The organism is Kribbella sp. NPDC026596, assembly GCF_040638415.1.
Lineage (GTDB): Bacteria > Actinomycetota > Actinomycetes > Propionibacteriales > Kribbellaceae > Kribbella.
The window spans coordinates 51,670-78,258 of sequence record NZ_JBEZYF010000014.1 but is presented as its reverse complement, the minus strand read 5'-3'; the positions used below and the strand labels follow the sequence as shown (position 1 = coordinate 78,258).

Here is a 26,589-nt window from a genome sequence, read left to right as displayed (position 1 = left end):
ACCCCGTAATGACGAGCACCCGGACGCGCGTTCCGCCCCTCACGCGTCCGGGTGCTCGACCCTGTCCAGCCAGTCCGCCACCAGCGCGCGGTACACGGCATGGGACTCGACCGGCAGGTCATGGCCTTCCAGATCCAGTACGACGTACGTCGCGCGCGGGTAATCGTCGAGAACGGACCACGCGTCGGCGTACCCGGTCATCGTGTCCTCGCGACCGGTCACGATGAGCGTCGGCCCCTCGAAGCGGGTGGCCGGGTCCTCGCGTAGTGCGTAGGTGGACACGTTGCCTTGGATCCGCCCGAGAAAGGCCAGATCGGCCTGCTGCTCGGCGACGTCGTAGTACCGGCGCTGCTTCTCGTGCCACTCCGGTGTCTCGACGAAGTGCTCGCCGGACGGCAACGTTCGTTGGGTGCGATCGACCACGACGCCGGGCACGCGGAGCAGCAGACCGAGGACGCGGGTCGGGTCGCGCTTGATGATGCCGCGGGCATGCAGACCGCCGGCCGACGTACCGGCCAGGGCGAACCGCTCGTCGCCGACCAGCTCGTCGACCAGCGTGACGATCGCCGCGAGCATGCCGTCCTGGTCCGTGATCGACGGATCCGCCGGCGACCTGCCGGTGCCCGGTGGATCGACGTAGATCCGCCGCCACCCGGGACGGCTCTCGAACACGGGCTCGTGCACGTCGCGACCTTCGCCGTTGGCGCCACCCCAGCCCGGCAGGAAGATGATCGGCCGGCCGGAGCCGAAGGACTCGTAATACATGGACCGACCCTAGCCAGCGCCGGGCAGACTCATCGAGCCATTCTCTTCGCGGCAGAATCCGGCGAACGCTCGCCGGAGCCACGCTGAATCAGTGCGCACGGCAGCACGATCCGCTGCGGCGGACGCGTGTCCGCACCCGACGCGCGATCGAGCAGCAGCCGCGCCGCGCTGCGACCGAGCTCGGCGATGTCGGAGGCAACGACCGTGACCGGCGTCGGCAGCATGTCGGCCAGCCGGAAGTCGTCGAACCCCACCACGGCGGGCTCCTGGGCGAGCTCACGCAACGCCCGCAGCACACCCTCGGTGAGAAAGTTGGTCGAGGCAAAGATCGCGGTCGGCGGATCGGGCCGCAGCATCACCTCGCGGGTCGCCTTGGCCGCGGCCTCGGCGTTGCCCTCGGGCAGCTGAACGACGAGCGCTTCGTCGACGTCGATCCCGGCAGCCCGATGCGCTCGCCGGTACCCGCGCAGCCGTCGCCCGGTGGTGTAGTACGACGGCGCCATCAGGATCGCGATGCGCTCATGTCCCTGCTCCAGCAGGTGTTCGGTGGCGAGCCGGCCGCCGCCCTCGTTGTCGACCATCACGATGTCCGCTTCGATCCCGGTGGCCGGCCGGTCCACGAACACCACGGGTACGCCGGCGCCCACCAGGAACGAGTGGTCCCCCTGGTCCGGCACGATCATCAGCCCAGCGACCTGCCGGCTGACGAGCTCCTGGATCGCCCGCTTCTCGCCCTCCGGGTCCTCGTCCACACTGCCGAGTACGACGGCGAACCCGGACTGCCCGGCGACCTCGAGCGACGCCTTCGCGATGGTCGCGTAGAACGGGTTGGTCAGGTCGCCGAGTACGAGCGCCAGACTCGACGACTTCTTTCCCGGCCGGAGCGCGCGGGCGACCTCGTTGCGCTGGAACCCGAGCTGCTCGATCGCGGTCCGGACCCGCTGGGCGGTCTCGTCCCGGACACCGTGCCCGCCGTTGACCACCCGGGACACCGTGCCCAGCCCGACGCCGGCCCGCCGGGCGACGTCGATCATCGTCGGCCGGGGGGCCTCCGGCCTGTTTGGAAACGTTTCGGACACGGGGTTGACTTCCTTTTCACGACACGGCATCGTCACCCAACAGTAAATCGTTGGAAACGTTACCGTCCAGGAGGCAGGGTGAGTTCTTCCAGAGCGGAGCGAGGGAAGCGTGGGTAGAGCGTCTCCCGGCCACACCGCGAGTCCGCGGTCCCGCAAACTCGGCCGGAACCGCGGCGGCATGAGCCGGAACGCCGGTTCCGACACCAAGGCGGCGTACCTGTTCATCGCCCCGGGGATCATCGGGTTCACCGTCTTCGTGGCGTATCCGCTGATCCGGTCGTTCTACCTCTCGCTGACCAAGTACAACGGCCTGGTCGACCCGGTGTTCGTTGGCCTGGGCAACTTCCGGCGGTTGTTCACCGTCGATCCGGCGTTCTGGCCGGCGCTGCGCGCGACGGGGTACCTGGTGGTCCTCTACGTGCCGTTGTCGCTGATCATCGGGCTGGCGCTGGCGATGTTCTGCAACCAGCGGTTCGCCGGCGTTCGCATCGTACGGACGTTGTCGTACCTGCCCGTCGTACTCCCGGCGGTCGCGACGATCACGTTGTGGAAGTTCATCCTCGACCCGCAGGTCGGGCTGCTGAACACGGTCCTGGACCGGTTGGGCCTGCCGACGAGTCTCTGGTTGCAGAGCCCGAAGATGTCGATGCCGGCCGTCGTCCTGGTGATGCTGTGGGGCGTCGGTGGCACGATGATCATCTTCCTGGCCGCGCTGCAGTCGGTGCCGACCGAGTTGTACGAGGCGGCCAAGGTCGACGGCGCCGGGCCGTGGTCGGTGTTCCTCCGGATCACGATGCCGATGATCAGCCCGATCATGTTGCTGCAGGTGATCCTGCAGACGACCGCCGCGTTGCAGACGTTCAACCAGCCGAAGATCCTGACCAACGGCGGGCCAGGGTTCAGCACCAACGTGCTGATGTTGTCGATCTACAAGAACGGCTTCCCCAACCTGGGCCAGATCCCGCAGCTGGGCTACGCGTCCGCGCAGGTCTGGGTGCTGTTCGTGATCATCATCGCCGTGATCGCCCTGACCGCGAAGTTCTCCTCGCTCTGGACGTACAGTGACAACACTCCCGACTGAAATCGCCGAAGCGACCCCGCTGACGGTCGGCACCGAACCGACGACAACGCCGCCACCCGCGAACAAGAGCCCACGCCTGATCGGTACGACGGCCTGGTACGTCGTCGCGCTGTTCATCTGCGCGGTGATGGTCGTGCCGCTGCTGTGGATGATCACGATCGGCCTGAAGAGCCAGACCGCGGTGTTCGACATCCCCCCGAAGCTGCTGCCGCACGAGTGGAAGTGGAGCAACTTCATCGAGGGGCCGAAGGCGATCCACTTCCCCCGGCTGCTGCTGAACTCGATCATCATCACCGCGCTCAGCGTGCTCGGCGGGGTGATGACCGCGATGATGGCCGGCTACGCACTGGCCCGGTTGCGGTTCCCCGGCCGGAAGGTGTGGTTCTACCTGTTCGTCGGCAGCATGCTGCTGCCGGGTGTGATCGGGCTGATCCCGTTGTTCCAGCTGTACAAGAGCATCGGCTGGTACGACACCTGGCTGCCGCTGATCGTGCCGGCCTTCCTCGGCGGGAATCCGCTGTTCATCTTCCTGGCCCGGCAGTACTTCCTCGCGATCCCGTACTCGATCGACGAGGCCGCCAAGATCGACGGTGCCGGGCACTTGCGGATCTTCGTCAGCGTCATGCTGCCGCTGACCCGGCCCGCCTGGCTGACGATGGCGATCCTCGCGTTCCAGGCGTCGTGGAACGACTACCTGAACCCGCTGGTCTACCTGTACTCGTCCGGCAAGTGGCCGCTGTCGGTGGGCATGGCGTCGTTCATCTCACCGTTCGCCGGCAAGACGCCGGACTGGAGCTACTACATGGCCACCAACCTGCTCTACATGCTGCCGCCGCTGATCGTCTTCTTCGCCGCGCAGCGCTACTTCATCCAGGGCCTCGGCTCGCTCGGCAGCACGACCCAGAAATAGAGGGGATTCTCCTGTGAAACGCACCTTCTTAGTTACAACGTTGGCCTGTGCCGGGTTGCTGACGGCAACGGCCTGCAGCGGCTCGGACTCCGGCGGCGGCGGGTCGAATGACGGCCCGGTCACCGTGACTGTGATGACCTGGGAGTCGGCCCAGACCAACGCCGCGATCAAGAAGGCCTTGGCCGACTTCAAGGACGACAACATCACCGTCCAGCTGCTCGACACCCCGGCCGGCAACTTCGGTGACAAGCTCGCCTCGCTGACCCAGGCGAAGAAGCTGCCCGACCTGTTCTGGTGCGGCAACGACACCGAGCAGCAGTACACCTCGCAGGGGCTGCTGGTCGACTGGAGCAGCAAGATCAAGGACGGCGACGGCGACTTCAAGGCCGACAAGTTCGTCGGCTCCGCGATCGAGAACTGGAAGACGGCCGACGGTCAGATGGGCGGCCTGCCGTCGCTGATGAACACGTACGGCGTCTGGTACAACGAGGACGCCTTCACCGCGGCCGGACTGGCGGTCCCGAAGGCCGGCTGGACCTGGGACGAGATGTACGCCGCGGCCGCGAAGCTGGCGAACAAGAACGGCGCGAAGTACGGCCTGGTCGCCGACCAGCTCACCTCCGGCGACGGCCCGTTCACGATGAGCATGTACTCCGTCTCAGCCGGGGGCGCACCGTTCACCGACAACGTGAACCACCCGACCAAGGCCGAGGCCGACGCCAAGTACACCGAGGGTGTGCAGAAGCTGGTCGACGCGATCAAGAGCGGCTCGGTCTCCCCGCCCGGGTACGACGCCGCGAACGTGCAGTCGCTGTTCTCCGCGGGCAAGGTACCGATGATGTTCGGCGGGCAGTGGCTGGCCGCCGGGTTCCAGACCGACAAGCCGAAGGTGAAGTACGGCTTCGCTCCGTTCCCGCAGGTCGACACCCCGACGACCCTGTACGACTCGGTCGGCATCTGCACCCCGCAGTACACGAAGAACCAGGACGCGACGTTCAAGGTGCTCGAGTACCTGAACACCAAGGTGTGGGACGCCGTCCTGCCGGCCTCGCCGGTCGCGCCGCCTGCCTACACCCCGGCGCAGGCGAGCTACTTCGACGCGTTGACGAAGGCGCAGCAGACGACGGTCGTCGACACGGTCAAGGCCGATCTGGCCGCGGAGAAGACGGTCGGCGTGCGGTTCACGACGCAGTGGGCGCAGCAGGTCGGTGACCTGACCACCGCGAACTACCAGCCGATCCTGAGCGGCAAGAAGCCGGTCTCCGATCTCCCGGCGTACATCGACAAGATCAACGGTCTGATCAAGTCGGCCGGCTGAGGGTCAGACGGCTTGCCAGAGTGACAGGGCGAAGCGGGCTTCCGAATCGGTCCACCACGCGGCCGACGTGAAGCCCGCTTTGTCCAGTTCTGCCGCCACACCGTGGCGGTGGAACTTGGCGGAGACCTCGGTGTGCAGATCCTCGCCCGCGGCGAACTCGACCTCGAGGTGGACCTCCGGGATCAGCACGCGCATCGCCCGGTCGGCCCGTAGCCGCATCTCGATCCACTCGTTCTCGGCGTCCCAGATGGCCACGTGGCTGAACGCCTCCACGTCGAAGTCCGCGCCCAGCTGCCGGTTGATCACCCGCAGCACGTTCCGGTTGAACTCCGCGGTGACGCCCGCGCTGTCGTCGTACGCCGCGACGAGGGTGGCCGGATCCTTGACCAGGTCGGTCCCGAGAAGCAGCCACTCCCCCGGCTCGAGAACCTCGCGGATCGACGAGTAGAAGGTCTCCCGCTCAGCCGGCAGAAGGTTGCCGATCGTCCCGCCGAGGAACGCGACGATGCGCGGCGGATCCCCGGGAAGCTTGTCGAGGTGAGCGGTGAAGTCGCCGACCACGCCGTGTACGCCGAGCGCCGGGTAGTCGGCGTTGATGGCATCAGCCGCGTCCCGCAGCGCCGACTCCGAAACATCCAGCGGTACGAACGTCGTCAGCGTGCCGCGGTCACGCAACCCGTCCAGCAGCAACCGGGTCTTCTCCGACGACCCGGACCCGAGCTCGACCAGCGTGTGCGCCTTGGTGATGGCCGCGATCTCACCGGCCCGCGCCCGCAGGATCTCCCGCTCGGCCCGGGTCGGGTAATACTCCGGCAACCGCGTGATCTCCTCGAAGAGCTCACTCCCGCGAGCGTCGTAGAACCACTTCGGCGGCAGCCACTTCGGGCTCGCAGTCAACCCCGCCCGGACATCGTCCCGCAAAGCACGAGCCGCATAGTCCGGAGTCAGATGTACGTCGATGAGGGTCACTCTGGTCCTTCCATCGGGGTGATGTGGAGGGTGGTGGCGGTGGCCACTAGGAGCGAGTGGTCGGGGACGGGGGTCCAGGTGCCGGGGCCGAAGGGTTCCGAGCTGACGGTGACCGAGTCGGGGGTCCGGTGGACTGTGAGGGAATGGGTCCAGGAGGTGGCGACGAGTTGCTCGCCGTCGGTCAGCAGCACGTTCAGCCGGGAGCCGGGTGCCACTGATTCCACCTCCTGTACAACGGCCGCCACCGCGTCGGCCGGCGGGATCCCGTCGGACAGGCGGTCGGCGATGAGGGCCCAGAGCAGCGCTGAGTCCACCGGAGCGTCGAGCTGGAGCAGGTCGGCGACGGGAAGTCGCTCGGCCAGCTTCTGCGTCGACTCCGGCCAGCCGGCGATCCGTCCGTTGTGGCTGAACAACCAGTTCCCGACCATGAACGGCGCGACCGCCGCCTGCCCGTACGGCATTCCGACTGTCCCGTTCCGGACGGCAGCGATGACGGCGCCGGATCGGATCGAGGCGGCCAGCCCTGGGAGGTTCTCGTCGGTCCAGATAGGCACGCTCCGCCGGTACCGGACCGGCCCTCCGTAGACGGCGGTGTCACCCTCGGGGAACCAGCCGAGGCCGAAGCCGTCGGCGTTGACCGTGCCGCCGCCGCGCATGTCCGCGGGTGCCCAACTCTGTTCGAACAGCGAGTGCTCAGGCTCGAGCACCAGGGAGGCCAGTGTCACCGGCGGGCCGAGGTAGGCAAGATGACGGCACATCAGGCGTGCAGCTCCTCGGGGCGCGGGTCGCGGGCGCAGCGGAAGCCGGCGAAGATCTGCCGGCGGATCGGGTAGTCCCAGTTCCGGAAGGTGCCTCGGGCAACGACCTCGTCGGTGCCGAAGGAACCGCCGCGGAGGATCTTGTAGTCGGGCCCGAAGAAGACCAGCGAATACTCGTCGTACGGCCAGGCGCGGAACCCCGGGTACGGCCGGAAGTCGCTCGACGTCCACTCCCAGACGTCACCGATCAGCTGCTCGACGCCGAGTGGTGACGCACCGGCTGGGTACGCCCCGACCGGTGCCGGAGCGAGATGGCGCTGGCCGAGGTTCGCGTGCTGCGGCCCCGGGCTCTCGTCACCCCACGGGAAGCGCCGGGTCCGTCCGGTCGACGGATCGAACCGCGCCGCGAACTCCCACTCCTCCTCGGTCGGCAGCCGCTTCCCGGCCCAGCGCGCGTACGCCTCGGCCTCGTAGAAACAGACGTGCATCACCGGCTCGTCGAGCGGCAACCGCTCCCGATGCCCGAATCGCAGCCGCCACCACTCACCGTCGGCGAGCTCCCAGAACCGCGGCGCGACCAGCGACGCCTTGCGCACATGCGCCCACCCGGCCTCGGACCACCACTGCGGATCGTCGTACCCACCGGCGAGCACGAACGCGAGGTAGCCCCCGTTGGTCACCGGCGCGGTGTCGATCACGTACGGCGCCACCCGGACGGCGTGCGCCGGCCGCTCGTTGTCCAGCGCCCACGGCTCGATCGACGTACCCATCTCGAAGACCCCGCCGGGCACCAGCACCTCCGCGGCGGACAGCTTGCGACCGGAAGGTGGCGGCGGCGCGTCGAGCACCGGCGCACCGACGCGCAGTTGGTGTGTCGCCAGCATCGTCTCGTCGTGCTGCTGCTCGTGCTGCGTGATCATCCCGAACGCGAAGGCGTTGTCCACCAACTCGCGCCCGCCGTCGAACTTCACCTGGTCCAAGACATCCATGACCTTGTCCCGCACCTCGGTCACATAGGACCGCGTCTCGGCCGGACCGAGCAGCGGCAGTGCCGGCCGATCTGCGCGCGGGTGCATGAACGCGTCGTACAACTCGTCGATGTCCTGACGCAGCGGCTCGCGTCCGCCGACGTCGCGGACCAGCCAGAGCTCTTCCTGGTTGCCGACGTGCGCGTAGTCCCAGACCAGCGGCGACATCAGCTTGGAGTGCTGCTTGACCAGGTCGTCGGTGTCGACCGCGTCGGTGAGTTGCACCGTCCGCGCCCGCGACCGCTCGAGCTGCTCCGCCACGAACGTACGCAAGCCCTCGGGAGACAGTTCGGACAATTGGTGATTCATGAAGCTCGCCTTCCGTGGGTGTCGTCGACGATGCGTTGCAGCCGGGTTGCGACCGCATCGGTGAGTTCGGAGTCCGCGCCCGTGCGGGCCAGCACTTCGGTGCCGAGATCGACCACGTCGCGGGCCGCCTGCAGGACCAACTTGTCGTCCAGTCCTTCGCGAGCCGCCGGGAACCAGCGGCCGGCGGCGGGCTCGGCGGCGGCCAGCGCCTGGTCGATCACGGCGGGGTCGGACATCAGCGCGGTGAGCAGCAGGGTCGGCGCGATCCACCCGTCACCGGTCTGCGCGTCGAGGTAGCGCACCTCGAGATACCCGCGCGGCCGCACCGGCGGGAACAGCGTGGACAGGTGGTAGTCCAAGTCGTCGTACGTCGGTCTGTCGCCGGGCAGCTGTCCGTCCACCCAGGCGCCGAAGGTCAGTCCGTCGGGCGCGTCCCAGCTGTCGCCGCGGCGTAAGCACAGCACCGGCGCTTCCATCGCCGTCCGAGCCCACGCGGCAGCGGGATCACCGTCGAGTGGTGGCGGCTCGGTGAAGGGTGCACAGGTGCCGAAGGTCGCCTCGGTCCGGGCCGAGGCCCAGCCGGTGTCGGCGCCGGCGCGGCGGCGCGAGTTCGCGAAGAGGGCGACCAAGGTGGGACCGAGATCGTGCAGTGCACGCCAGCGCAGAGCGGTCTCGTCCTTCTCACCGGCGTCGAGGCAGATCTGCAGGCCCGCCGTACTGCACATCATCCGCGGCCCGTGCGGGCCGAGGCGCTGGAAAGCGTGCTCCATCGCCGCGTAGCGCGGGACGGTGAGGATGCGGCGGGGAGTGCGGAAGGCGTCCAGGCCGTGCGCGCCCGGAACCAGGTCCGCATCGAGAAGGAGAGCCGTCAGTTCGGCCGCATCGGCGGCGGTGTCGTCGATCAGCCGGGGAATCGAGTCCAGCGCCGGGCCGGAGATCTCCACCTGGCCACCAGGCTCCACAGTGACCAGAGCGCCCCGGCCGAGTGGCAGTTGCGGACTGCCTCGCACCAGGGTCGCGGGCGCGTGCACGCCCAGGGCCTTGCTCAATCGGTCGGCGTCGAGGGGCCGGTGCGGATCCTCCGCGTGATGCACGGTCCATTCGAGTTCGACGCCGTACAGCCGGGGAGGACCGTGCTTGAAACAGACCATCGCGACGTAACCCTCCGCCTCGGCCCGGGAGCCGATCGGGGTCGTCGCCGGAGAACCACCGGGCGCGGTCACGCCTGCGAACCTAACCCCGGACCAGCGGACGGACAACCGACGTGGGGTTACCCGTCGGTGACGCCTGCAGCGCATGTCGAATCATGCCCGCCATGCTTCCCGGCATCACCGACACTTTCCGGCCGGATCAGGACAGGAAAGCGCTCTTTCCGCTCTGAGCGAAATTCAGCGGAAGCGCGGGCAGGTGGTGCAAGCGTTCACGTTCGGGAGCACGTAGAAGTAGCAGCAGGACGTGCGCAGCTTCTCCTCCAGTGACACCCCGAACGCGGCGGCGGCCTGATCGGTGTACGGCGCCTCGTCGGGCAACCGGATCGCGGCCCGCACCTCGTCGTCGACGGCACCGAAGCGCTGGAGCGATCCGAACTTCACAGCGGGCCGGTACGAGTTCAGGAACGCAGTGGTGTGAGCCCTGAGCTGTTCGGCGGCTGTGGTCAGTGGCACGACCTCTTTGGACAGCAGAGCGACCTCGGCCGGGTAGTGCGCGGTCGGATGCCGCCGGAACGCCAGTGCGCCCGGCGACACCTCAGGCGAGACTCCAGTGGCCGCAGCACTCACTCCGGCGACCAGTGCGGGCACCTGGACGTACCACATCAGCGTGAACATCGCCGCGACCTGCACAGGCGGATCGATCGCGTAATCCCGTGCGTAGTCGGCGGCTGCCGCCGTACGCCAGTCGTACGTCGGATCGCCGCCGGCTCGCTGCTCCGCGATCAGGTCGGCACACGACACCCACTCCGGTCCGGGCACCGAGTCCGCCGTACGCACAGTCATCCAGGTGACCGACTCGGCCAGGATGTCCGCGAGGCGACTCGGGGTGTACGTCACCCAGCCAGCCTACGATCCGGCCGAGTCCGCCCGATCACGTCACCGTGAAGTCCTGCGTGGCGGTGCCCTTGACGCCACCGTCGGTGACGACGGAGACCGTCAGGTGGTAGGTGCCGGGTGTCTTGAGTGCTTCTGGTTGGAAGTTGAACATCGAGAACCCGTTGCCTTCGCAGGCGGTGCCGCGGATTGTCTGGATCACCGCCGACCCGCGTTTGAGTGTCCAGGTCGGATAGCACCCACGGTTCAGCTGACGCCCGGTGTCGTCGAACACGTCGGCGTTCGCTCCCGGCGCGGACCCTGTGCGCCATTCGTTCGGCCCGATCTTCCCGCCGGTCCCGATCCGGATGCTGATCGCCAGGGCGCCCGGCGCCGGCGGGTTCGACACCGAACCGGTCCCGGTCCCGGTCGGGCTCGCCGGCTCGGTGGTCGGCGTCGCGGTGACGGTCTCGGTGACCGTGCTGGTCGCCGTGGCCGTGATTGTCTGCGTCGCCGAGACCGTCGTCGGTGGCGGCGCCGGATTGATGGCGGCCGGTAACGCGTCGGCCTGGCCGAGGACGATCGCGAGTACGCCGCCGATCAGCGTGAAGACCGCGGGGATCGCCGCGATCAGAGCCGGGTGCCGGTGCCAGGCGAACTGCTTGTCCCCGTCGTTGTCCTGGTCCGGTTTTCCGGCAGGCGGAGTCGTCGTCGTTCGACTCACAGTGGTTCCCCCCACGTGATGTGTCGTGCCCGATGACCCCCCGGCCACCGGTGTGATGCTCAACGATGGACCAAAACCGTGAGCTAGTCCACTGCGGACAGTGACGACGTTTAGGGTGCCGGGTATGGCGGCTCTGGCTCGGTGGCATGTGGGTCCGTGGACGACTCGGGGGACGCGGCCCGGTGCGGCGTTCGAGCCCGGGCGGAAGCGGACGCCGGATGAGTTGAACTTCGATGTTGTCGGGCTGGCGCGGATTCTCGGGCGACGGTTGTCGGGGCGGGATGAGCTGCAGGTGCGGTTGTGGCAGAACGAGCTGCGGCCCACGCACACTCGACTGTGCGGAGTGCATACGCTGGCCGATCCGTCGAATGCGCAGCTCCTCCACGACACCGCACGCGAAGCCCTTGCGTGGCTGGGCGAGCAGGCGCCGGCCGGGTACGAGTTCGTACTCACGGACACGGTCGAGCTCCGGCCGTTGCTCGACCTGACCGCTGAGGTGGTGGCGGTCGACGCCGTCATCCAGCTGGCCGGCACCGACCTCCCCGCGGCACGACTGGCGGCAGCGCACGTACGCCGGTCGTCGTCGGGCTCCTGGTACGCCGGGGACGCGGTGTGCAACTGGTCGGGTCCCCATGAGAGCGCCGAGGACGCGGTGGCCGTCGTACAAGCTGCTCGGGACGAACTGGTCGAGCAGCTGCGGGCGGCAGGCCGGGACGACCTCGCCGACACCGCGTCCCGCTGGGCGGCTGTCCCCGTTTAGCTGGTGGTATCGGCGCCGGGCGCCAGCTTCTCTCCAGAAAGCGCGTGCTTGGTGAGGAAGGCGAGCTCGGCTTCGACGACCTGCTCGTGGGCGGCGAGGAACGGGGCGTAGTGGCCGCCGGGGACTCGGACGAGTTCGGAGTTCGGGGACTGGGCGGCGGCTGCGATGGCCGGCGCGGCGAGGGCTGACTGATCGTCGTCACAGACGACGAAGAGCAGTGGACAACGGACCTGGCCGGCGTACTTGGCGGGCCGGTAGAGCGCGGCCGGGATGATCGAGCGCGCGGCGACGGCTTGTTGCCAGTCGGTGTAGCGGTGGTCGGGGTCGAGCGCCTCATTGGTCTGCTGGGCGTCCGGGGTATTCAGCAGCGCAACCGTGCCGGGCGGTCCGGCCAGGGCGACCAACCTCGGCGCACGACCGATGAGACCGCCGAGCGTGTCGACGACGCAACGCCCGAACAGCCGCAGCGCCGCGAGCGGGGTCTGATAGCGCGACGCATGGCGGCTCACGGCCGGCCCATCGACATTGGCCGACTGGGCGATCGCGGCCGTGATGCCCGGATGCTCCGCGGCAAGCTGAAGGATGTAGCCGCCAGGCAGCGAGAACGACCAGATGGCCACCCGTTCGACCCCTGGAAGCGTCGCCGCGGCTGCGATCGCGGCCCGCCAGTCGGCCAACTGATCGGCGATCCTGGCGACCTGGCGCGGCTCGCCACCACTCTCGCCGAGGTTGCGGTAGTCGAAGGCGAGCACGCTGAACCCGGCCGCCGCGAACCGCTCTGCGAACCGGTCCGTGCCCGGTTCCTTCGTCACGCCGAATCCGCCGGCCATCACTACACAGCCGCCGTTCGACCCTGGGTAGTGCCACGCCGCGCACTCGACGCCGCCGCTGGTGAAGCTCACCTTTTCGCGCATACTTGAAGTGAACCACGTGGTTCGCGAACTGTCCATAGCCGTACGCCGACCCGCTCGAGGCGGCTCAGTGGGGGGTGGACTCCTCGCGCTCCAACGCCCTGACCAGCGCCGCGAAACCGGCTTCGATGCCGGCGGCGTCTCCGCTGGTGCGCCACTCGATCAGGAAGCCGCGGAGGGTGGCCAGGATGAGCTCGGCGACCTCACGTTTGCGCGCCTCCGGCCAGGCTTGCGGGCAAAGGGAGAGCAACGCTGGGAGGTACTGCTTCGAGGCCTCTCGGGCCAGGTCGGCGTACCGTGCGGCGTCGTACATCGCCAGGCCGATCGCCTGGTCCAGCACCCACGATTCCTCGCCGATCAGCGCCGGCCAGATGGACCGGACCCGGTCCGCGAGCGAGCGGTCGGCCGGGCCTTGCGTTGCCGCTTCCATGCTGCGGGTGATCCGCCGTTCGCGAAGCTGCAGCACGGCCTGCGTGAGCAGGTCTTCCGGGCCGTCGAAGTGATACAGCAGCACCTTGTGCGTCGTACCGGCCGCGCGGGCGGCGCGGCGGAGCGAGAAGTCGACCAGTCCGTTGACGCCGACCTCATCCGCGACCTTGTCGAGCAGCTCCCGCCGCCGCGCCTCACCCCGCGGCGACTTCGCCGACCGCCGGTACCCCGCGCGCTCCTCAGTCACCTGGACAGTATCCATGGACCAGCTAGGCGCTAAGTGAAGCTGGCGACGAAGTAGCCGACGCCGTAGGGCGCGGCGTTGTACGTCAGGTCGCTCGCCAAGGTGGTGCCCGAGAGCGCGCCCGCGAGTACCTGCCAGGGTGCGCGGCCGGCGGCCTGCAGTTCGGCTGCGAGGTCCGGGTCGAGGGCACGCAGTACGTCGAGATCCCTGTACTGCAAGGCGGTTGCGACCGTCGTGTCGAAGATCTCGGCTCGCGGGTGGAGGTGGACGGGCGAATGCTCACTGCGCCGCGCCGAGCCGTCGCCCATCACCAGCAGCCCGACCTGGTCATTGCCGTCGGCAAGCTCTTGACCGAGGCGCAGGCACTCGGTCGGAGTCGCGCCGACGGGCACGGCGAGGTACGTGCGTGGGAGGTGGGCAGCCTTCGTCTGCTCGAGCAACCAGCCGCCGACGACCAACGACAACGGCAGCACCGCCGCGCCGGCTCCGATCCGCACGCCGGGTGCGCCGTACGCCCCGAACGAGCCACCTGCGTCGGCGGGGAATGCGGCGCGGTCCGTCGCGGCCCCGACCACCACCACGCTGGTCGCCGTGGCGAGTTGGTCGATCGCCGCGACGCAAGCGGTGCGGAGCTCGTCCAGCTCATAGGCCGCGCCGGACGCGACCTCCGGGACCAGGAGGGGTGGGTGGGGGCAGACCGCGGCACTGATCACAGGCACGGCTATGCCTCCCGGACGTAGCGGAAGAAGAGGTAGTCGTCCTCGGCGGCGAGCGTGGTCTGGAGCTTCATGCGCCGGGTGAGCGTGGTCGCAGCGCCCGCGGTGATCCGGCCGGAGCCCGGCCCTGCCAGCAGCGGCGCGAGCGCGAGGCACAGCTCGTCGACCAGGTCGGCCTCGGTCAGTGCGCCGAGCAAGTGCGGTCCGCCCTCGCACAGAATCTGCGGCATCCCCCGCGCCGCCAACTCGTCGACCAGCGCCTTCAGATCGACCTCGGCCTCGCCCAGAACCAGCAGGTCGGCCACCTCACCGAGTGCCTCCCGGCGATCCGGAGGCGATGCGTGGTGCGTGACGACGACCGGCCGGACCGCCGACTGGAAGACCGGGTTCACCGGGCTCAGCTCCAGCCGCGACGAGACGATCGCCAGTGTCGGGTTCTCGGGCAGTCCTTGCGCCGTCCGCCACTCCCGGGCGGGCGCGGCCAGCCGCAGCGGGTTGTAGCCCTCGTCCCGGATGGTGCCGGCTCCAACCAGCACCACATCGGCCAGCCTCCGGACCATGCTGAATACCCGGCTGTCGGAATCACTGGACAGAGCCTTGGACTGGCCGTCGATCTCGACCGCACCGTCGAGGCTGCTGACGAAGTTGGCTCGCAGGTGCGGCGCCGACCGGTCGTCCTGTTGGTAGGCCGCGGCCAGCTCGTGGTCGGAGAGCTCTTCCAGACGACGCATCAGGCCAGGCTCCTTCGGGTTCCGGCGGGCTGGGCAGTGCCGCGCAGTATGGCGATCAGATCGAGCGCCTGACGAGCGGCCGGTACGTCGTGCACCCGGAACACCCGGGCGCCGAGCCAGGCCGAAATGCTGAGCGCGGCCAATGTCCCGTTCCCGCGCTGCCCCGGCGGCAGCTCCAGGGTCTCGCCGATGAAGTCCTTGTTCGACACCGCGACCAGGACGGGCCAGCCGGTCGCGGCCAGCTCGTCCAGACGGCGGGTCAGCTCAAGCGATTGCAGGGTGTTCTTGCCGAAGTCGTGGGTCGGGTCGATCAGGATCCCGTCCGGCCGGACCCCGGCCGCGACTGCCCGCTCGGCGAGGCCGCTCGTCGTCCGGATGACGTCGGCGACCACATCGTCGTACGCCATCCGGTGGGGATCCGTGCGCGGCGAGAGGCCACCGACGTGGCTGCAGACGAGCCCTGTCCCGGCTTCGGCGGCGGCAGCGACCAGGTCGGGATCGGCGCCTGCCCAGGTGTCGTTGAGGAGGTCGGCCCCGGCCTCGGCCACCCGGCGGGCGACCGCGCTGCGGTACGTGTCGACGCTGATCACCAGGTCGGGGTGCCGGTCCCGGATGCCGGCCACGAAGTCCACGGTCCGGCGCAGTTCCTCGTCCTCGCTGACGGGTTCGCCATACCCGGCCTTGACGCCGCCGATGTCGACCAGATCCGCACCGTCCGCGACCGCCTGGTCGATCGCCGCGTACGCCGCGTCGGTCGCGAAGGTCGTGCCCCGGTCGAAGAACGAGTCCGGGGTCCGGTTGATGATCGCCATCAGGGCGAACTCGCCCACGCCGAACGAACGGCTCCCCAGCCGCAGTGTCCCGGTCTCCGCCATGGACCCGACTCTAACGGGCGGACCTGCACCACTCATCAACGCTCCGAAGGCGCAGGCGCCGAGCGTGAACCGCCGGGCTCATGGGCGGTTGGTGAGTGGCGCAGGTCCGGCTAAGCGCTGCCCAAATCGGCACATATCCTATAGGATTCCTCCGACAGTCCGCCCACAGCTGCAGATCGGGTCCTGATGCCACGATTCACCGAGTTAGAGACGTACGACGTCCGCTTCCCCACGTCGCTGGACCTGGACGGCTCCGACGCGATGAACACCGACCCCGACTACTCCGCGGCGTACCTGATCCTGCGCACCGACGCCGGCGACGGGCTGGAAGGGCACGGTTTCGCGTTCACGATCGGCCGCGGCAACGACGTACAGACCGCGGCGATCGAGGCACTCCGCGATCACGTCATCGGTCTCGACCTGGACGCGACGCTGAACGACCTCGGTGGCTTCTGGAAGTCGCTCGTCCACGACTCGCAACTGCGCTGGCTCGGCCCCGAGAAGGGCGTCATGCACATGGCGATCGGCGCGGTCGTCAACGCGGTGTGGGACCTGGCCGCCAAACGGGCCGGCGTACCGCTGTGGAAGCTGCTGTCCGACCTGACGCCGGAGCAGATCGTCGATCTGGTCGACTTCCGCTACCTGACCGACGCGCTGACGCCGGAGGAGGCGCTGGAGATCCTGCGGGCCGCGAAGCCCGGCCGTCCCGAGCGGGAGGAGTTGCTGCGCGAGCGCGGCTACCCGGCGTACACGACGACGCCCGGCTGGCTCGGGTACGACGACGCCAAGCTGGTGCGGCTGTGTCACGAGGCGGTCGCGGAGGGTTTCACCCAGATCAAGCTCAAGGTCGGCGCGAACCTGGACGACGACATCCGCCGGATGCGGCTGGCCCGCGAGGCGGTCGGCCCGGACATCCGGATCGCCATCGACGCCAACCAGCGCTGGGACGTGGCCGAGGCGATCCGGTGGGTCGAGGCCCTGGCGCCGTACGACGTCTGGTGGGTGGAAGAACCGACCAGCCCGGACGACATCCTCGGGCACGCGACGATCGCCCGCGCCATCGCGCCGATCCGGGTGGCCACCGGTGAACACGTGCAGAACCGGGTGGTGTTCAAGCAGTTGCTGCAGGCCGGGTCGCTGTCGGTCCTGCAACTCGACTCGGCCCGGGTCGCCGGGGTGAACGAGAACATCGCGATCCTGCTGCTGGCCGCGAAGTTCGGCGTACCGGTCTGCCCGCACGCCGGCGGGGTCGGGCTGTGCGAGCTGGTCCAGCACCTGTCGATGTTCGACTACGTCGCGGTGAGCGGATCGGCCGAGAATCGCGTAATCGAGTACGTCGACCACCTGCACGAGCACTTCCTGGACCCGGTGGTGATCCGGGACGGGCACTACGTGGCGCCGGTGAAGCCCGGGTTCGGTGCCGAGATGGATGTCGAGACGCTGACCGACTTCCGGTACCCCAGTGGCAAGATCTGGACTGACCTGACTGATTCGAAGGAGAGCGGCAAGTGACGGATTTCGCCGGCCTGAAGGCCGTAGTCACCGGGGGCGCCTCGGGGATCGGACTCGCGGCCGCCCAGCTGTTGGCGTCCCGCGGCGCCCAGGTGGTGGTGTTCGACCTCAAGCCGGAGGTCGCCGAGCCGCTGACCGGGATCGCCGCGGACGTCACCGACGACGGCTCGGTGCGGGACGCGGTCGCCGCGGCCGCGCTGAAGCTCGGCGGGATCGACATCGTGGTGAACAACGCCGGCATCGGCGCGCAGGGTACGGTCGCCGCGAACGACGACGACGAGTGGCACCGCGTGCTCGACGTCAACGTGGTCGGGATCGCGCGCGTGACCCGGGCCGCACTGCCGTACCTGCGCAAGTCTTCGGCCGCCGCGATCGTGAACACCTGCTCGATCGCCGCCACCGCGGGGTTGCCGAACCGAGCGTTGTACTCGGCGAGCAAAGGCGCCGTACTCGCGCTGACGATGGCGATGGCCGCGGACCACGTGCGCGAAGGGATCCGGGTGAACTGCGTGAACCCTGGTACGGCGGACACGCCCTGGGTGGGGCGGTTGCTCGATGTCGCCGACGACCCGGCGGCGGAGCGGGCGGCGCTGGAGGCACGGCAGCCGATGGGCCGCCTGGTCTCGGCCGACGAGGTCGCTGCCGCGATCGCCTACCTGGCGAGTCCTTTGTCGGGTTCTACGACGGGTACGGCGATTGCCGTCGATGGCGGCATGCAGAACCTGCGGCTTCCGGCGGCTCGGTCATGAAGCTCTTTCCGGAGGGCCAGCGGGTCGGGCTCGGTGGTGCACCGATGGGGAACCTGCTCGGCGAGGTGAGCGAGACCGACGCCACCGCCACTGTGAACGCGGCCTGGGACGAGGGGTGGCGGTACTTCGACACCGCTCCGCACTACGGGCTCGGTCTGGCCGAGGAACGGCTCGGGGTCGGGCTGCGGGGCAAGCCGCGGGACGAGTTCGTGCTGTCCAGCAAGGTCGGCCGGATCATCTACTCGGCTGATTCGGAGGCTGTTGACGACGAGGGTTTCGCCATCAACACGACCCGGCGGAGGCGCTGGGACTTCTCGCGGGACGGCGTACTGCGGAGCATCGAGGACTCGCTGCGACGGATCGGCACCGACCGGCTCGACGTGGTCTTCGTGCACGACCCGGACGATCACTTCGATGAGGCCGTCGCGACGGCCTTCCCGACGCTGATCGAGTTGCGCGACCAGGGCGTCATCGGGGCGATCGGGTCCGGGATGAACCAGTCCGCGATGCTGACCCGGTTCGTCCGCGAGGTCGACATCGACGTGATCATGCTGGCCGGCCGCTACTCCCTGATCGATCCCGACGGCCTCGACGACGTCCTCCCCGCGTGCCTCGAGAACAACGTCCAGGTAGTTGCCGTAGGCATCTTCAACTCCGGCCTGCTGTCCCAGCCCCGCCCCGTGGCCGGCGCCACGTTCAACTACGAACCGGCGGCCCAAGCCCTGCTGGACAAGGCCAACCGCATCGCCGACCTCTGCGAGTCGCACGGCGTCACCCTCCCCGCCGCCGCCCTCGCCTTTCCCCTCTTCCACCCCGCAGTAGCCGGCATCGCCGTCGGCTGCCGCACCCCCGAAGAAGTCCACACCAACGCCGCCCTGTCCCGCACCGACATCCCCAAGACCCTCTGGACCGACCTGAAGTCCGCCGGTCTCCTCCGCGAAGACGCCCCCACTCCCTAATTCTTGGTGGTTCGGGAGGCTAGGTGGAGGGCTAGGCGTTCGTCGGGGTTGGCGAGGTCTACGCCGAGGAGGTGCTGGATCTTGGCGATGCGGGCCGCGGCGGTGTTGCGATGGATCCCTAGGACTGCGGCGGTTTCGGCGAGGGTGGACTCGGTGTCGAGGTAGACGGCAAGGGTGGTGACGAGGTCGCCAGGTTGGTCTTCGATCGGGGCCAGCAGCGCGCGGGCGGCCGGCTGGAAGGTGTCGGTGCGGGTCCAGGCCAGGAGGAGTTGCGCCAGGCCGAGGCGGTCCACGTGCAGGAAGCGGCCGGTTTCGGCGCGGCCCCGGGCCAGACCGGCGGCGTCACCTGCCTCGGCCAGCGACGAGGCGATCCCGCTCGGACCGGCCGCGACCCGTCCGACACCGACGTACGCATCGACCGTCTGCACCAACCGGCGTTGGACTCGCCGGATCGCGGCCGCCTGCTGTTGCACCTGCGTAGCGGTCGGCTCGCGCGCGGCGGTGATCCAAGCCGACCACCCTTCACCCTGCTCGACCACGTCCGCGTGCAGACCTTCGGCGTCGAACGCCTCCACCACATCGGCCCGTCGCCCCGCGACGTCCACCGGTCCGTCGGCACCGATCCGGATCCCGGTGTGCCACCCGTCCAGCTGCCAGCCGAGATCCACCGCCCGTCGCCGCGTAGCCTCCGACGGTTCGCCATGCAGCAGCTCACCGAGCAACGACGTACGCTGCCGCGCGTCTCGCTCCAACTCCAAGCGCCGCAGCGCCAACCGCTCCCCCACCGCCGGCGCCACCACTGTCAACACAGCCGGTACGGCGGCAACCTCAGCGGGCACCACAGCCGGCAATCGCGCCACCAGCCAGCACACCGGTCCAACACCGAGCACGGCCACCGCAATCAGCACCGCACCACTCGGCTGATCGACCCGGTACGGCGCCGCCCAACCCACCGGAACCGCAGGCAGCTCCGCAACCAGTGCAACCCGTTCGTCGGCCCCTAACGCCTCGCCCGCCAACGTGCCCCCGTCAGACCCGGCCAACGTCACCGGCCGGTCCAGTACGGTGGACGCCGTACGCAGCACCGACGCCAGGTTCCCGTCCGCACGCCGCAGTGCGGTGACGGCACGCAGAACCAGATCTGCTCGGACCACACCAGGCTCGGCCGTCACCTTGTTCATGTGCTCGTGAGCTGCCAATGGATCAGGACTTCCCAGCACGGGCAACTGCAGCCGCTCGGCCAGCAACTGAGCTCCCCGTCCGAGTGGCTCGACACCGGCAAGCAATACGGCGGCCGCACCTGCCGCGGACGCTCGGCTGATCAGTGCGTCGATTCGCCAGTCGGTGTGGTCACTTGCGAGCACCACGACCAGCAACTCCCCCGCCATCGGCGCAGGGTGGCCGGCGACGTCCATCAGCACGCGAGAGCCCGTCAGAGCGGGACCAGGTTCCTGCGCACCACCCAGTACGACGACATCCCGCCAGCCCGGCGAAGTCAGCATCGCCGCCAGCGAAGGCCCAATCACGAGGCCTCCAGGAGATGTGGTTCGCAGGTGAGGCCGAAGGCCCGTGGCCCGACGTACTCGATCCGGTCGTCGCGCCGCCACCACTCCGGACCGGGCAGCGCGAGTACCAGGACTTCGTCGCCGGTGCGGATCACTTCGACCGCGATGGGCTGCAGTGTCCGCCGATCCAGCACGCACACGAGGTCCGGCGTACTCACGACCGGCTCACCGTCGACCATGGCGAGCAGGTACTCGTTCTCGGTCTCGATCCGCAGCACCGCCCGGCTCGCGGAGTCGACCACACAGACGCTGCCACGCCCGAAGGCAGCACCCCCGCCGGGGACCGCGTGCCGCGCCACCTCTTCGACCCGGCCGCCACCCAGGAGCCGCCCACCCAGCGCAGCCGCCACCGTCTCCGGCGCAGCCCCCACTTCCAGACCGGCATGCGCGCGTCCGAGCGCCAGAGCCCGCGTCAGACTGCCGCTGACCGCATCCGACGTCGCAGCGTCCACAGGGGTCGGCGCCAGCGCCAGTATGGCCCAGCCACCCGTGTGGGCGACGAAGCTCCGGACAGCACGTTCCAGACCGGTCGCATCGACGTGATCCACCACGATCACCTGTCCGCTCGGCTCGCTGAGTGCGCAAGGGGTCAGCGAACGCCCAGCCACCGCCCAGGAGAACTGGTCGAGCCGCGGCATCGCCCGGCCCATCAGATCGGCGTCGACGAACGGCAGTCCGAGATCCAGCGCCGCGATGAGCGGACTGAGCCCGTTCAGCCCGCCCGCCTCGAGGGACATCAGTCCGGTGACCGCCTGTCCCGTCCAGCGGCTGACAGCCTGTACGGCGGCGGCGAACTCACCACCACTGGGCAGCTTCTCCGCCAGCACACTCGTCGCACCCACCACGCCGATCGGGCTCAGATACGCACCCGGCACGTCGGCGGCATCCCGCAGTACCAGCTCGCCCGCACCCAGCCGACGGCGCAGCATCCGCCCGAACGCGCCGGTGTCGCCGCCACCACCCGACCCGAGCAGCGTGACGCCAACGACCAGCGCTCCGAGGTCCTGCTCCCGGATGACGGTCACCATGGCCCGATCCTGTCAGGTCGAGACCCGTTCAGTGGCTGTTCGCGAGACTTTCGGTACGGCGTTCGACCGGGCTGAACTCGACATCGAGGCCGAAGCAGGCGGGGCCGAAGACTGCGAGGGCTTCGGGGGTGCGCATCAGGTCGGGGGTGGAGATGCCGACGACGGTGACTCGCTGGCCGTAGCGGAGGCCTTCGGTGGTGATCGGCTCCGCGGTGTCCGCTTCGAGCACGCAGATCAGGTCCGGCACCGTGCAGACCACGTCTCCGTCGACCACCGCGACCAGGTTCTCGTTCTGGAAGCGCAGCTCCAGCTCCGAGGTCCCGTCGTACGCCGTGAACCGGGCTCGGCCGCGGGCGAAGCCCTCGACAGTACGGCGTTCCACGTCGACGACCTTGCCGCGGAACAGCACGCGCAGGTGATTGTAGAGAGTCGGCGCGAGTGCGCCCCGGAGAGCCGAGATCGGATCGTCGTGCGCCGCCCGGGCTTCGCGGACCGCGCGCCCGATGGACAGACCGAGGCTCAGGGTTCTGGGTACGGCGGTGCGCTTCACCTCGGCGCCCGTCATCGAGTACTCCGCGATGTGCGCGACGCCGCCGAGCCGGATCGTGATCCCGCGCGCCAGCCACTCCATCTGCCGGTTGTCGGCACCGGTGTCGATGACGACGGTCTCGTCGTGCTCCCCCGCGATCGCCATCGGCGACCCCGGTACGCCGTACACGGAGAAGGTCTCCATCTGCAGCTCGGGGAACGCCCGGCCCATGCCGTCGGCGTCGACCACCGGCAGACCGGTCCGGGCGGCGACGAGCAGCGGGATCATCGAGTTGATGCCGCCGCACTCGATCGGCATGGTCGCGTCCGCGGTCCGGCCGAGGTGACGCTCGAGGGCACGCAACGCACCGACCGGCTCGCTGCCGCGCGGGATCTTCTCCACGATGACCGTTGGCGCACCCATCTGGGCGGTCGGGATGACGAACGCGTCGTCGTCCAGCTCGTCCGGATCCAGCACCGTCACCGGCCCGTACTCACGGATCGCCTGCTCGACCAGCAACCGCCCGATCAGCGGATCACCGCCACCACCCGTCCCGAGGATCGCAGCCCCGCGCGCGAGATCCCTCAGGTGCTCGATGTCTAGTTGCCAGCTCATACGGTCTCCAGCGCGCGGATCGGGTCGAGGTCGTAGCCGAAGTACCGCGGGCCGACCAGGGCGATGCCTTCGGGTGAGTGCCAGCGTTCGTCGGCGGGCGCGGCTAGCACGCTGACGCGATGCCCGTAGCGCAACGCCTCGGTGGTGATCGGCTCACCGGACTCGGTGTCCAGGACGATGATCAGATCCGGGGTCGTCGCGACCGCGGCCCCGTCCAGCTCGGCGACCAGGTGCTCGTTCTGGAACCGCAGCACCAGCAGCCGGCCGTGTGACGCGTCCAGCCCGTCGACCGCGGCGTCACCGCGGGCGAAGCCGGTCGTCGTACGGCGTTGCACGTCGACGACCTTGCCGACGTGCAGCAAGCGTCCACCCAGGCGATCGACCACGGCGGCGACCGGATCGCTGTGTGTCTGCCGGGCGAGATCGATCGCCTGACCGATCGCGAGGCATTGGCTGAGCGTGCCAGGGACGAACGACGCGCGGACCTCGGCGCCGGTCATCGCGTAGAGCGAAACGATCGCCGAGCAACCCATGTCGACCGTCGCGGATCGCGCCAGGCGTTCGGCCCAGGGGTTGTCGATCGTGTCGAAGACACCACGATTGCCCTTCTCGTCGACGATCGACATGGGAGTCGCGTCGATGCCGGCCAGCGTCGGCAGCACCATCTGCAGTTCGGGGAACGCACGACCCATCCCGTCGCCGTCCACCAACGGCAGCCCGAGCTGCGCGGCCGCGATCACCGGGACCGTCGAGTTGACGCCGCCGGCCTCGATGCAGGCGATGTGCGTCGGTGTCTTGCCGACGTACTTGGCCAGCGTCTGGACCGCGACCGAGATCTGATCCGCCGACGGCAGCTTCTCCACCATCACGGTCGGCGCGCCCATCATGGCCACCGGCAACACGCAGGCGTCGTCCGGAAGGTCGTCGACGGCAACGATCTCGACGGGTCCGTGCGTACGCAGTGCCTGCTGGGCGAGCAGCCGCCCGATGTGCGGATCACCGCCACCACCGGTTCCGAGTACGGCGGCACCGCGCGCCAGCGCACCCAGGTCGGCGGCTGTCAGCGTGCTCATGACTGCCCCAGCCGCAGGTCACCGACCGCCTTGCAGCGGATCCGGGTCGCGTTGCCCGGCAGGTACGGGATCGGCACCTCGTCGAAGTCGACGATCCGGACCTGCGCCGGATCGGCTCCGGCCGCGATCGCCCGATCGACCGCCTCCTGGCGCGCCTCGTCCACCACCGCGTCCCGGCGACCGGGATCGATCGCGTACACCCGGTCGACCTCGCCGCCGACCTGGGCGATGGCCGCGCCGATCGCGTTCGCCACCGCGAAGTGATCGGGCCGGTGCACCGCCAGGCTGCCCGGGAGATCGTCCGGTAGCAGGATCGACCCACCGCCGACGGCCACCACCGGCAGCGGATCGGCAGAGGTCCGCATCCGCTCGACCGCGTCCGCGATGTCCGCCGCCACCCGCGCGAGCGCCGCCTTCACCATGGTCGGATCGAGATCGGCGACCGCACCCGCGTCACCGACCTCGGCCCGGCCGGCCGCGACCGCGATATCCGTCGCGGTGAGCGTCGTACCGCCGAAGACCAGCGCCTGTTCGGTCAACCGGTAGCCGACCGACTGCGGGCCTACCGTCACCAGGTCGTTGCCCTCGGCCACCAAGCTGCCGCCACCGATACCGATGCTGAGTACGTCGGGCATCCGGAAGTTGGTCCGGATCCCGGCCACGTCCACCTCCGTGGTCGCCTCCCGCGGGAAGCCGTGAGTGAGTACGCCGACATCGCTCGTCGTACCGCCGACGTCGACGACCGCGCAGGTGTCCAGTCCGGACAGCAGCGCCGCGCCGCGCATCGAGTTGGTCGGGCCGGACGCGAACGTGGCGACTGGATACCGGCGGGCGAAGTCCACGTCCATCAGAGTGCCGTCGTTCTGGCTGAGGTACAGCGGTGCGGCGATGCCGTGCCCGGCGACCGCACCGGCCAGGCCGTCGACGATGCTCGCGGCCAGTTCGCGCAGCGCCGCGTTGATGATGGTCGCGTTCTCCCGCTCGAGCAGGCCGATCCGTCCGATCTCGTGCGACAGCGAGATCGCCACGTCGCCGCCCAGCTCGGACCGCAGGATCTCGGCCGCGCGCAGCTCGAACTCGTTGCTCACCGGTGAGAAGACCGAGGAGATCGCCACCGACCGGACGCCATGCGACACCATGTCGGCGGCGTGCCGGCGCAGCTCGTCCTCGTCAAGCTCGGCGATGTGGCGTCCGTCGAACTCGTGCCCGCCATGCGCCAGGTAGCTGCGCCCACTGATCGCCTCGACCAGCCGCTCCGGCCAGTCGACCAGCGGCGGCAGCGACGCGGTCGCGGGCAGTCCCAGCCGCAGAGCCGCCGTCGGAGCGAGGCGGCGGGCTTCGACCAGCGCGTTGATGAAGTGGGTGGTGCCGATCATCACCGCCTGGATCTGGGCCGGGTCGAAGGACCGCTCCGCCTGCAGCCGGTCCAGGGTGTCGATGATGCCCGCGGTGACGTCCGCGCTGGTGGCCGACTTGTTGGCGGCCAGCACAGCGGTGCCGTCCAGCAGCACGGCGTCGGTGTTGGTGCCACCGACATCGATGCCGATACGCATTCAGATCCTCCCGGTTTGAGCAACTGCGGTCACGCTCGTGGGCGCACTCTCCATGGTGCGACTTGTGCCGACGCCGCGGATCAGGCCGAGCCGGCCGGCCACGACGTACGCCGCGAAGCCGACGACGAGCGAGTTGATACTGGGCAGGCCCCAGGCGACGTACTTGCCGATCAGGGCGGCGCCGATCCAGATCACGATCGTGGCCGGCACCCAGGTCGGCGCGGTCGCGGGCAGCGTGCCCTCGGCCCGGGTCGCGTCCAGCTCCGGACGCCAGCGCTTCACCACGAAGTACTCCGCGACCATGATCCCGGCGATCGGCGGGAACGCGACGCCGAGCACGATCAGGAAGTCGGTGAACTTGTCCAGGATCCCGCCGGCCGCGAGCACACTGCCCAGAACGCCGACCACGAGCGTGACCACCGCCCGGTTGACGTGCCGGCCGAAGACGGTGCCGATGAAGTTCACGATGCCGAGGCCGGAGCTGTAGAGGTTCCAGTCGTTGATCTTGATCGTGCCCAGGATGATCACCAGCGTGCCGACCCAGCCGACCGACGAGGTGACGATGGTGATCACGTTCGCCGAACCGATGGCGTGCGCGAGCAGGACGCCGCACAGCCCGATCACGTACTCACCGAGCGTGATGCCGAGCACGGTCTGCTTGACCACGTCCCCGACCGACCGGTTGAAGCGGGTCATGTCCGGGGTGATCACCGCACCGACGATGAATCCGCCCGCGACGAGCGTCGTACCCTCCAGCAGACTCAGGTGCGGACCGGGCGGCGCCGCGCTGACCAGCCCACTCAGGCTGTGGTTGGACAGCTCACTGATGATCGACCAGCCGACCAGGATGACGAAGGCCGGCACGGTCACATAGGCAACCCAGGCCATCGAGTGGAACCCGCGGAGCACGACCAGCGTGACGGCGAGACCGAAGACGAGCGACCAGCCCCACGTCGGGAGTACGCCGATCAACTGGCTCAGACCGGCCGCGGACACCGCGGACTGGATCCCGAACCATCCGATCAGGCTGATCCCGATCGCCAGCCCGATCAGCGACGACCCGGCCTGACCGAAGCCGGTCCAGCGCGCGATCACCGAGGTCTGCAGGCCTTCCCGCGCACCGATGATGCCGATCAGGATCGCGACCAGTTCGAGGACCACCGCGCCGAGCGTGAGCGCCCAGAACGCGGACCAGAAGCTCATCCCGAACCCGAGCGTGGCGCCGAGCAGGAACTGACTGAGTGCGGAGATCTGCCCGAACCGCTGGGTCGCGACAGACCACCAGGAATACCTGGCACTCTCCGGAACCCGAGCGAGCGCGTAGTCGTCCGTACCAACAGATGAAGCGGCCATCGGAACCTCCAGCCTGGGGATT

The 26,589-nt window shown here is 69.2% G+C and carries 26 protein-coding genes; 7 read left to right on the top strand and 19 right to left on the bottom strand.

The genetic code is table 11. The features are described from left to right. Positions 1-39: 39 nt before the first annotated feature. Both AB0E63_RS14360 and AB0E63_RS14355 read right to left on the bottom strand, forming a co-directional pair. Positions 40-765, bottom strand: coding sequence for an alpha/beta hydrolase (locus AB0E63_RS14360; protein ID WP_360365395.1), 726 nt, complete (start codon positions 763-765; stop codon positions 40-42). A gap of 29 nt (positions 766-794) precedes the next feature. Beyond that, complete coding sequence (locus tag AB0E63_RS14355; RefSeq protein ID WP_360365393.1) at positions 795-1,799, bottom strand: LacI family DNA-binding transcriptional regulator; 1,005 nt, start codon at positions 1,797-1,799, stop codon at positions 795-797. A gap of 154 nt (positions 1,800-1,953) precedes the next feature. On the opposite strand from AB0E63_RS14355, the gene AB0E63_RS14350 reads away from it, so the two are divergent. From AB0E63_RS14350 to AB0E63_RS14340, 3 genes are all read left to right on the top strand, one after another. Next, complete coding sequence (locus AB0E63_RS14350) at positions 1,954-2,925, top strand: sugar ABC transporter permease (RefSeq protein WP_360365391.1); 972 nt, start codon at positions 1,954-1,956, stop codon at positions 2,923-2,925. Then, positions 2,906-3,835, top strand: coding sequence for a carbohydrate ABC transporter permease (locus tag AB0E63_RS14345; protein ID WP_360365389.1), 930 nt, complete (start codon positions 2,906-2,908; stop codon positions 3,833-3,835). The genes AB0E63_RS14350 and AB0E63_RS14345 overlap by 20 nt, the downstream gene beginning before the upstream one ends. Before the next feature lie 133 nt (positions 3,836-3,968). After that, positions 3,969-5,153, top strand: coding sequence for an extracellular solute-binding protein (locus AB0E63_RS14340; RefSeq protein ID WP_360365387.1), 1,185 nt, complete (start codon positions 3,969-3,971; stop codon positions 5,151-5,153). Positions 5,154-5,156: 3 nt separating this feature from the next. On the opposite strand, the gene egtD is transcribed toward AB0E63_RS14340, so the two are convergent. From egtD to AB0E63_RS14310, 6 genes are all read right to left on the bottom strand, one after another. Further along, a complete protein-coding gene (gene egtD, locus AB0E63_RS14335) occupies positions 5,157-6,122 on the bottom strand; it encodes an L-histidine N(alpha)-methyltransferase (protein WP_360365385.1) in 966 nt (321 codons plus the stop codon). Then, on the bottom strand, positions 6,119-6,880 hold the full coding sequence (egtC, locus tag AB0E63_RS14330; protein WP_360365383.1) for an ergothioneine biosynthesis protein EgtC: 762 nt from the start codon (positions 6,878-6,880) through the stop codon (positions 6,119-6,121). The genes egtD and egtC overlap by 4 nt, the downstream gene beginning before the upstream one ends. After that, entirely contained in the window at positions 6,880-8,217 is a 1,338-nt protein-coding gene (egtB, locus tag AB0E63_RS14325) for an ergothioneine biosynthesis protein EgtB (protein WP_360365381.1), read from the bottom strand. The genes egtC and egtB overlap by 1 nt, the downstream gene beginning before the upstream one ends. After that, positions 8,214-9,440, bottom strand: coding sequence for a glutamate-cysteine ligase family protein (locus AB0E63_RS14320; RefSeq protein WP_360365379.1), 1,227 nt, complete (start codon positions 9,438-9,440; stop codon positions 8,214-8,216). The genes egtB and AB0E63_RS14320 overlap by 4 nt, the downstream gene beginning before the upstream one ends. 165 nt (positions 9,441-9,605) lie before the next feature. Then, the gene (locus AB0E63_RS14315; RefSeq protein ID WP_360365377.1) at positions 9,606-10,265 is read right to left on the bottom strand and encodes a (2Fe-2S)-binding protein; all 660 of its coding nucleotides are present in this window, start codon (positions 10,263-10,265) and stop codon (positions 9,606-9,608) included. A gap of 34 nt (positions 10,266-10,299) precedes the next feature. Further along, positions 10,300-10,965 (bottom strand): hypothetical protein, encoded by a 666-nt coding sequence (locus AB0E63_RS14310; protein ID WP_360365376.1) that lies wholly within the window; start codon positions 10,963-10,965, stop codon positions 10,300-10,302. Between the two features lie 124 nt (positions 10,966-11,089). Between AB0E63_RS14310 and AB0E63_RS14305 the strand changes: the two genes are divergently transcribed. Then, positions 11,090-11,725, top strand: a complete 636-nt coding sequence (locus AB0E63_RS14305; protein WP_360365374.1) for a hypothetical protein — start codon at positions 11,090-11,092, stop codon at positions 11,723-11,725. Here the strand turns inward: AB0E63_RS14305 and AB0E63_RS14300 are convergent. From AB0E63_RS14300 to folP, 5 genes are all read right to left on the bottom strand, one after another. Then, positions 11,722-12,639, bottom strand: coding sequence for an alpha/beta hydrolase (locus tag AB0E63_RS14300; RefSeq protein WP_360365372.1), 918 nt, complete (start codon positions 12,637-12,639; stop codon positions 11,722-11,724). The genes AB0E63_RS14305 and AB0E63_RS14300 overlap by 4 nt on opposite strands. Positions 12,640-12,703: 64 nt before the next feature. Further along, positions 12,704-13,312 carry a hypothetical protein gene (locus AB0E63_RS14295; RefSeq protein WP_360365370.1) on the bottom strand — a complete coding sequence of 203 codons (609 nt, stop codon included), beginning with the start codon at positions 13,310-13,312 and terminating at the stop codon, positions 12,704-12,706. A 29-nt stretch (positions 13,313-13,341) separates the two neighbouring features. Continuing rightward, positions 13,342-14,028, bottom strand: a complete 687-nt coding sequence (locus tag AB0E63_RS14290) for a class III extradiol dioxygenase subunit B-like domain-containing protein (RefSeq protein ID WP_360365368.1) — start codon at positions 14,026-14,028, stop codon at positions 13,342-13,344. Positions 14,029-14,030: 2 nt separating this feature from the next. Continuing rightward, positions 14,031-14,756, bottom strand: coding sequence for a pyrimidine reductase family protein (locus tag AB0E63_RS14285; RefSeq protein WP_360365366.1), 726 nt, complete (start codon positions 14,754-14,756; stop codon positions 14,031-14,033). Further along, positions 14,756-15,631 carry a dihydropteroate synthase gene (gene folP / locus AB0E63_RS14280; protein ID WP_360365364.1) on the bottom strand — a complete coding sequence of 292 codons (876 nt, stop codon included), beginning with the start codon at positions 15,629-15,631 and terminating at the stop codon, positions 14,756-14,758. The genes AB0E63_RS14285 and folP overlap by 1 nt, the downstream gene beginning before the upstream one ends. A 186-nt stretch (positions 15,632-15,817) precedes the next feature. Between folP and AB0E63_RS14275 the strand changes: the two genes are divergently transcribed. From AB0E63_RS14275 to AB0E63_RS14265, 3 genes are read left to right on the top strand one after another with little or no spacing between them, the layout of a single operon-like run. Beyond that, positions 15,818-17,143 carry an L-fuconate dehydratase gene (locus tag AB0E63_RS14275; protein WP_360365362.1) on the top strand — a complete coding sequence of 442 codons (1,326 nt, stop codon included), beginning with the start codon at positions 15,818-15,820 and terminating at the stop codon, positions 17,141-17,143. After that, complete coding sequence (locus tag AB0E63_RS14270; RefSeq protein WP_360365360.1) at positions 17,140-17,892, top strand: SDR family oxidoreductase; 753 nt, start codon at positions 17,140-17,142, stop codon at positions 17,890-17,892. Before AB0E63_RS14275 ends, AB0E63_RS14270 begins: the two co-directional genes overlap by 4 nt. Continuing rightward, the gene (locus tag AB0E63_RS14265; protein ID WP_360365359.1) at positions 17,889-18,851 is read left to right on the top strand and encodes an aldo/keto reductase; all 963 of its coding nucleotides are present in this window, start codon (positions 17,889-17,891) and stop codon (positions 18,849-18,851) included. Before AB0E63_RS14270 ends, AB0E63_RS14265 begins: the two co-directional genes overlap by 4 nt. On the opposite strand, the gene AB0E63_RS14260 is transcribed toward AB0E63_RS14265, so the two are convergent. The 6 genes from AB0E63_RS14260 to AB0E63_RS14235 are packed head-to-tail and all read right to left on the bottom strand — an operon-like array spanning position 18,848 to position 26,567. Further along, on the bottom strand, positions 18,848-20,353 hold the full coding sequence (locus AB0E63_RS14260; RefSeq protein ID WP_360365357.1) for a helix-turn-helix domain-containing protein: 1,506 nt from the start codon (positions 20,351-20,353) through the stop codon (positions 18,848-18,850). The two genes, AB0E63_RS14265 and AB0E63_RS14260, sit on opposite strands and share 4 nt — an antisense overlap. Before the next feature lie 20 nt (positions 20,354-20,373). Then, positions 20,374-21,444, bottom strand: a complete 1,071-nt coding sequence (locus AB0E63_RS14255) for a DUF917 domain-containing protein (RefSeq protein WP_360365355.1) — start codon at positions 21,442-21,444, stop codon at positions 20,374-20,376. Between the two features lie 28 nt (positions 21,445-21,472). Beyond that, a complete protein-coding gene (locus tag AB0E63_RS14250) occupies positions 21,473-22,588 on the bottom strand; it encodes a DUF917 domain-containing protein (RefSeq protein WP_360365354.1) in 1,116 nt (371 codons plus the stop codon). After that, positions 22,585-23,661, bottom strand: coding sequence for a DUF917 domain-containing protein (locus tag AB0E63_RS14245; RefSeq protein WP_360365352.1), 1,077 nt, complete (start codon positions 23,659-23,661; stop codon positions 22,585-22,587). Before AB0E63_RS14245 ends, AB0E63_RS14250 begins: the two co-directional genes overlap by 4 nt. Continuing rightward, complete coding sequence (locus tag AB0E63_RS14240; RefSeq protein ID WP_360365350.1) at positions 23,658-25,214, bottom strand: hydantoinase/oxoprolinase family protein; 1,557 nt, start codon at positions 25,212-25,214, stop codon at positions 23,658-23,660. The genes AB0E63_RS14245 and AB0E63_RS14240 overlap by 4 nt, the downstream gene beginning before the upstream one ends. Beyond that, a complete protein-coding gene (locus AB0E63_RS14235; protein ID WP_360365348.1) occupies positions 25,215-26,567 on the bottom strand; it encodes a cytosine permease in 1,353 nt (450 codons plus the stop codon). Positions 26,568-26,589: the final 22 nt, after the last annotated feature.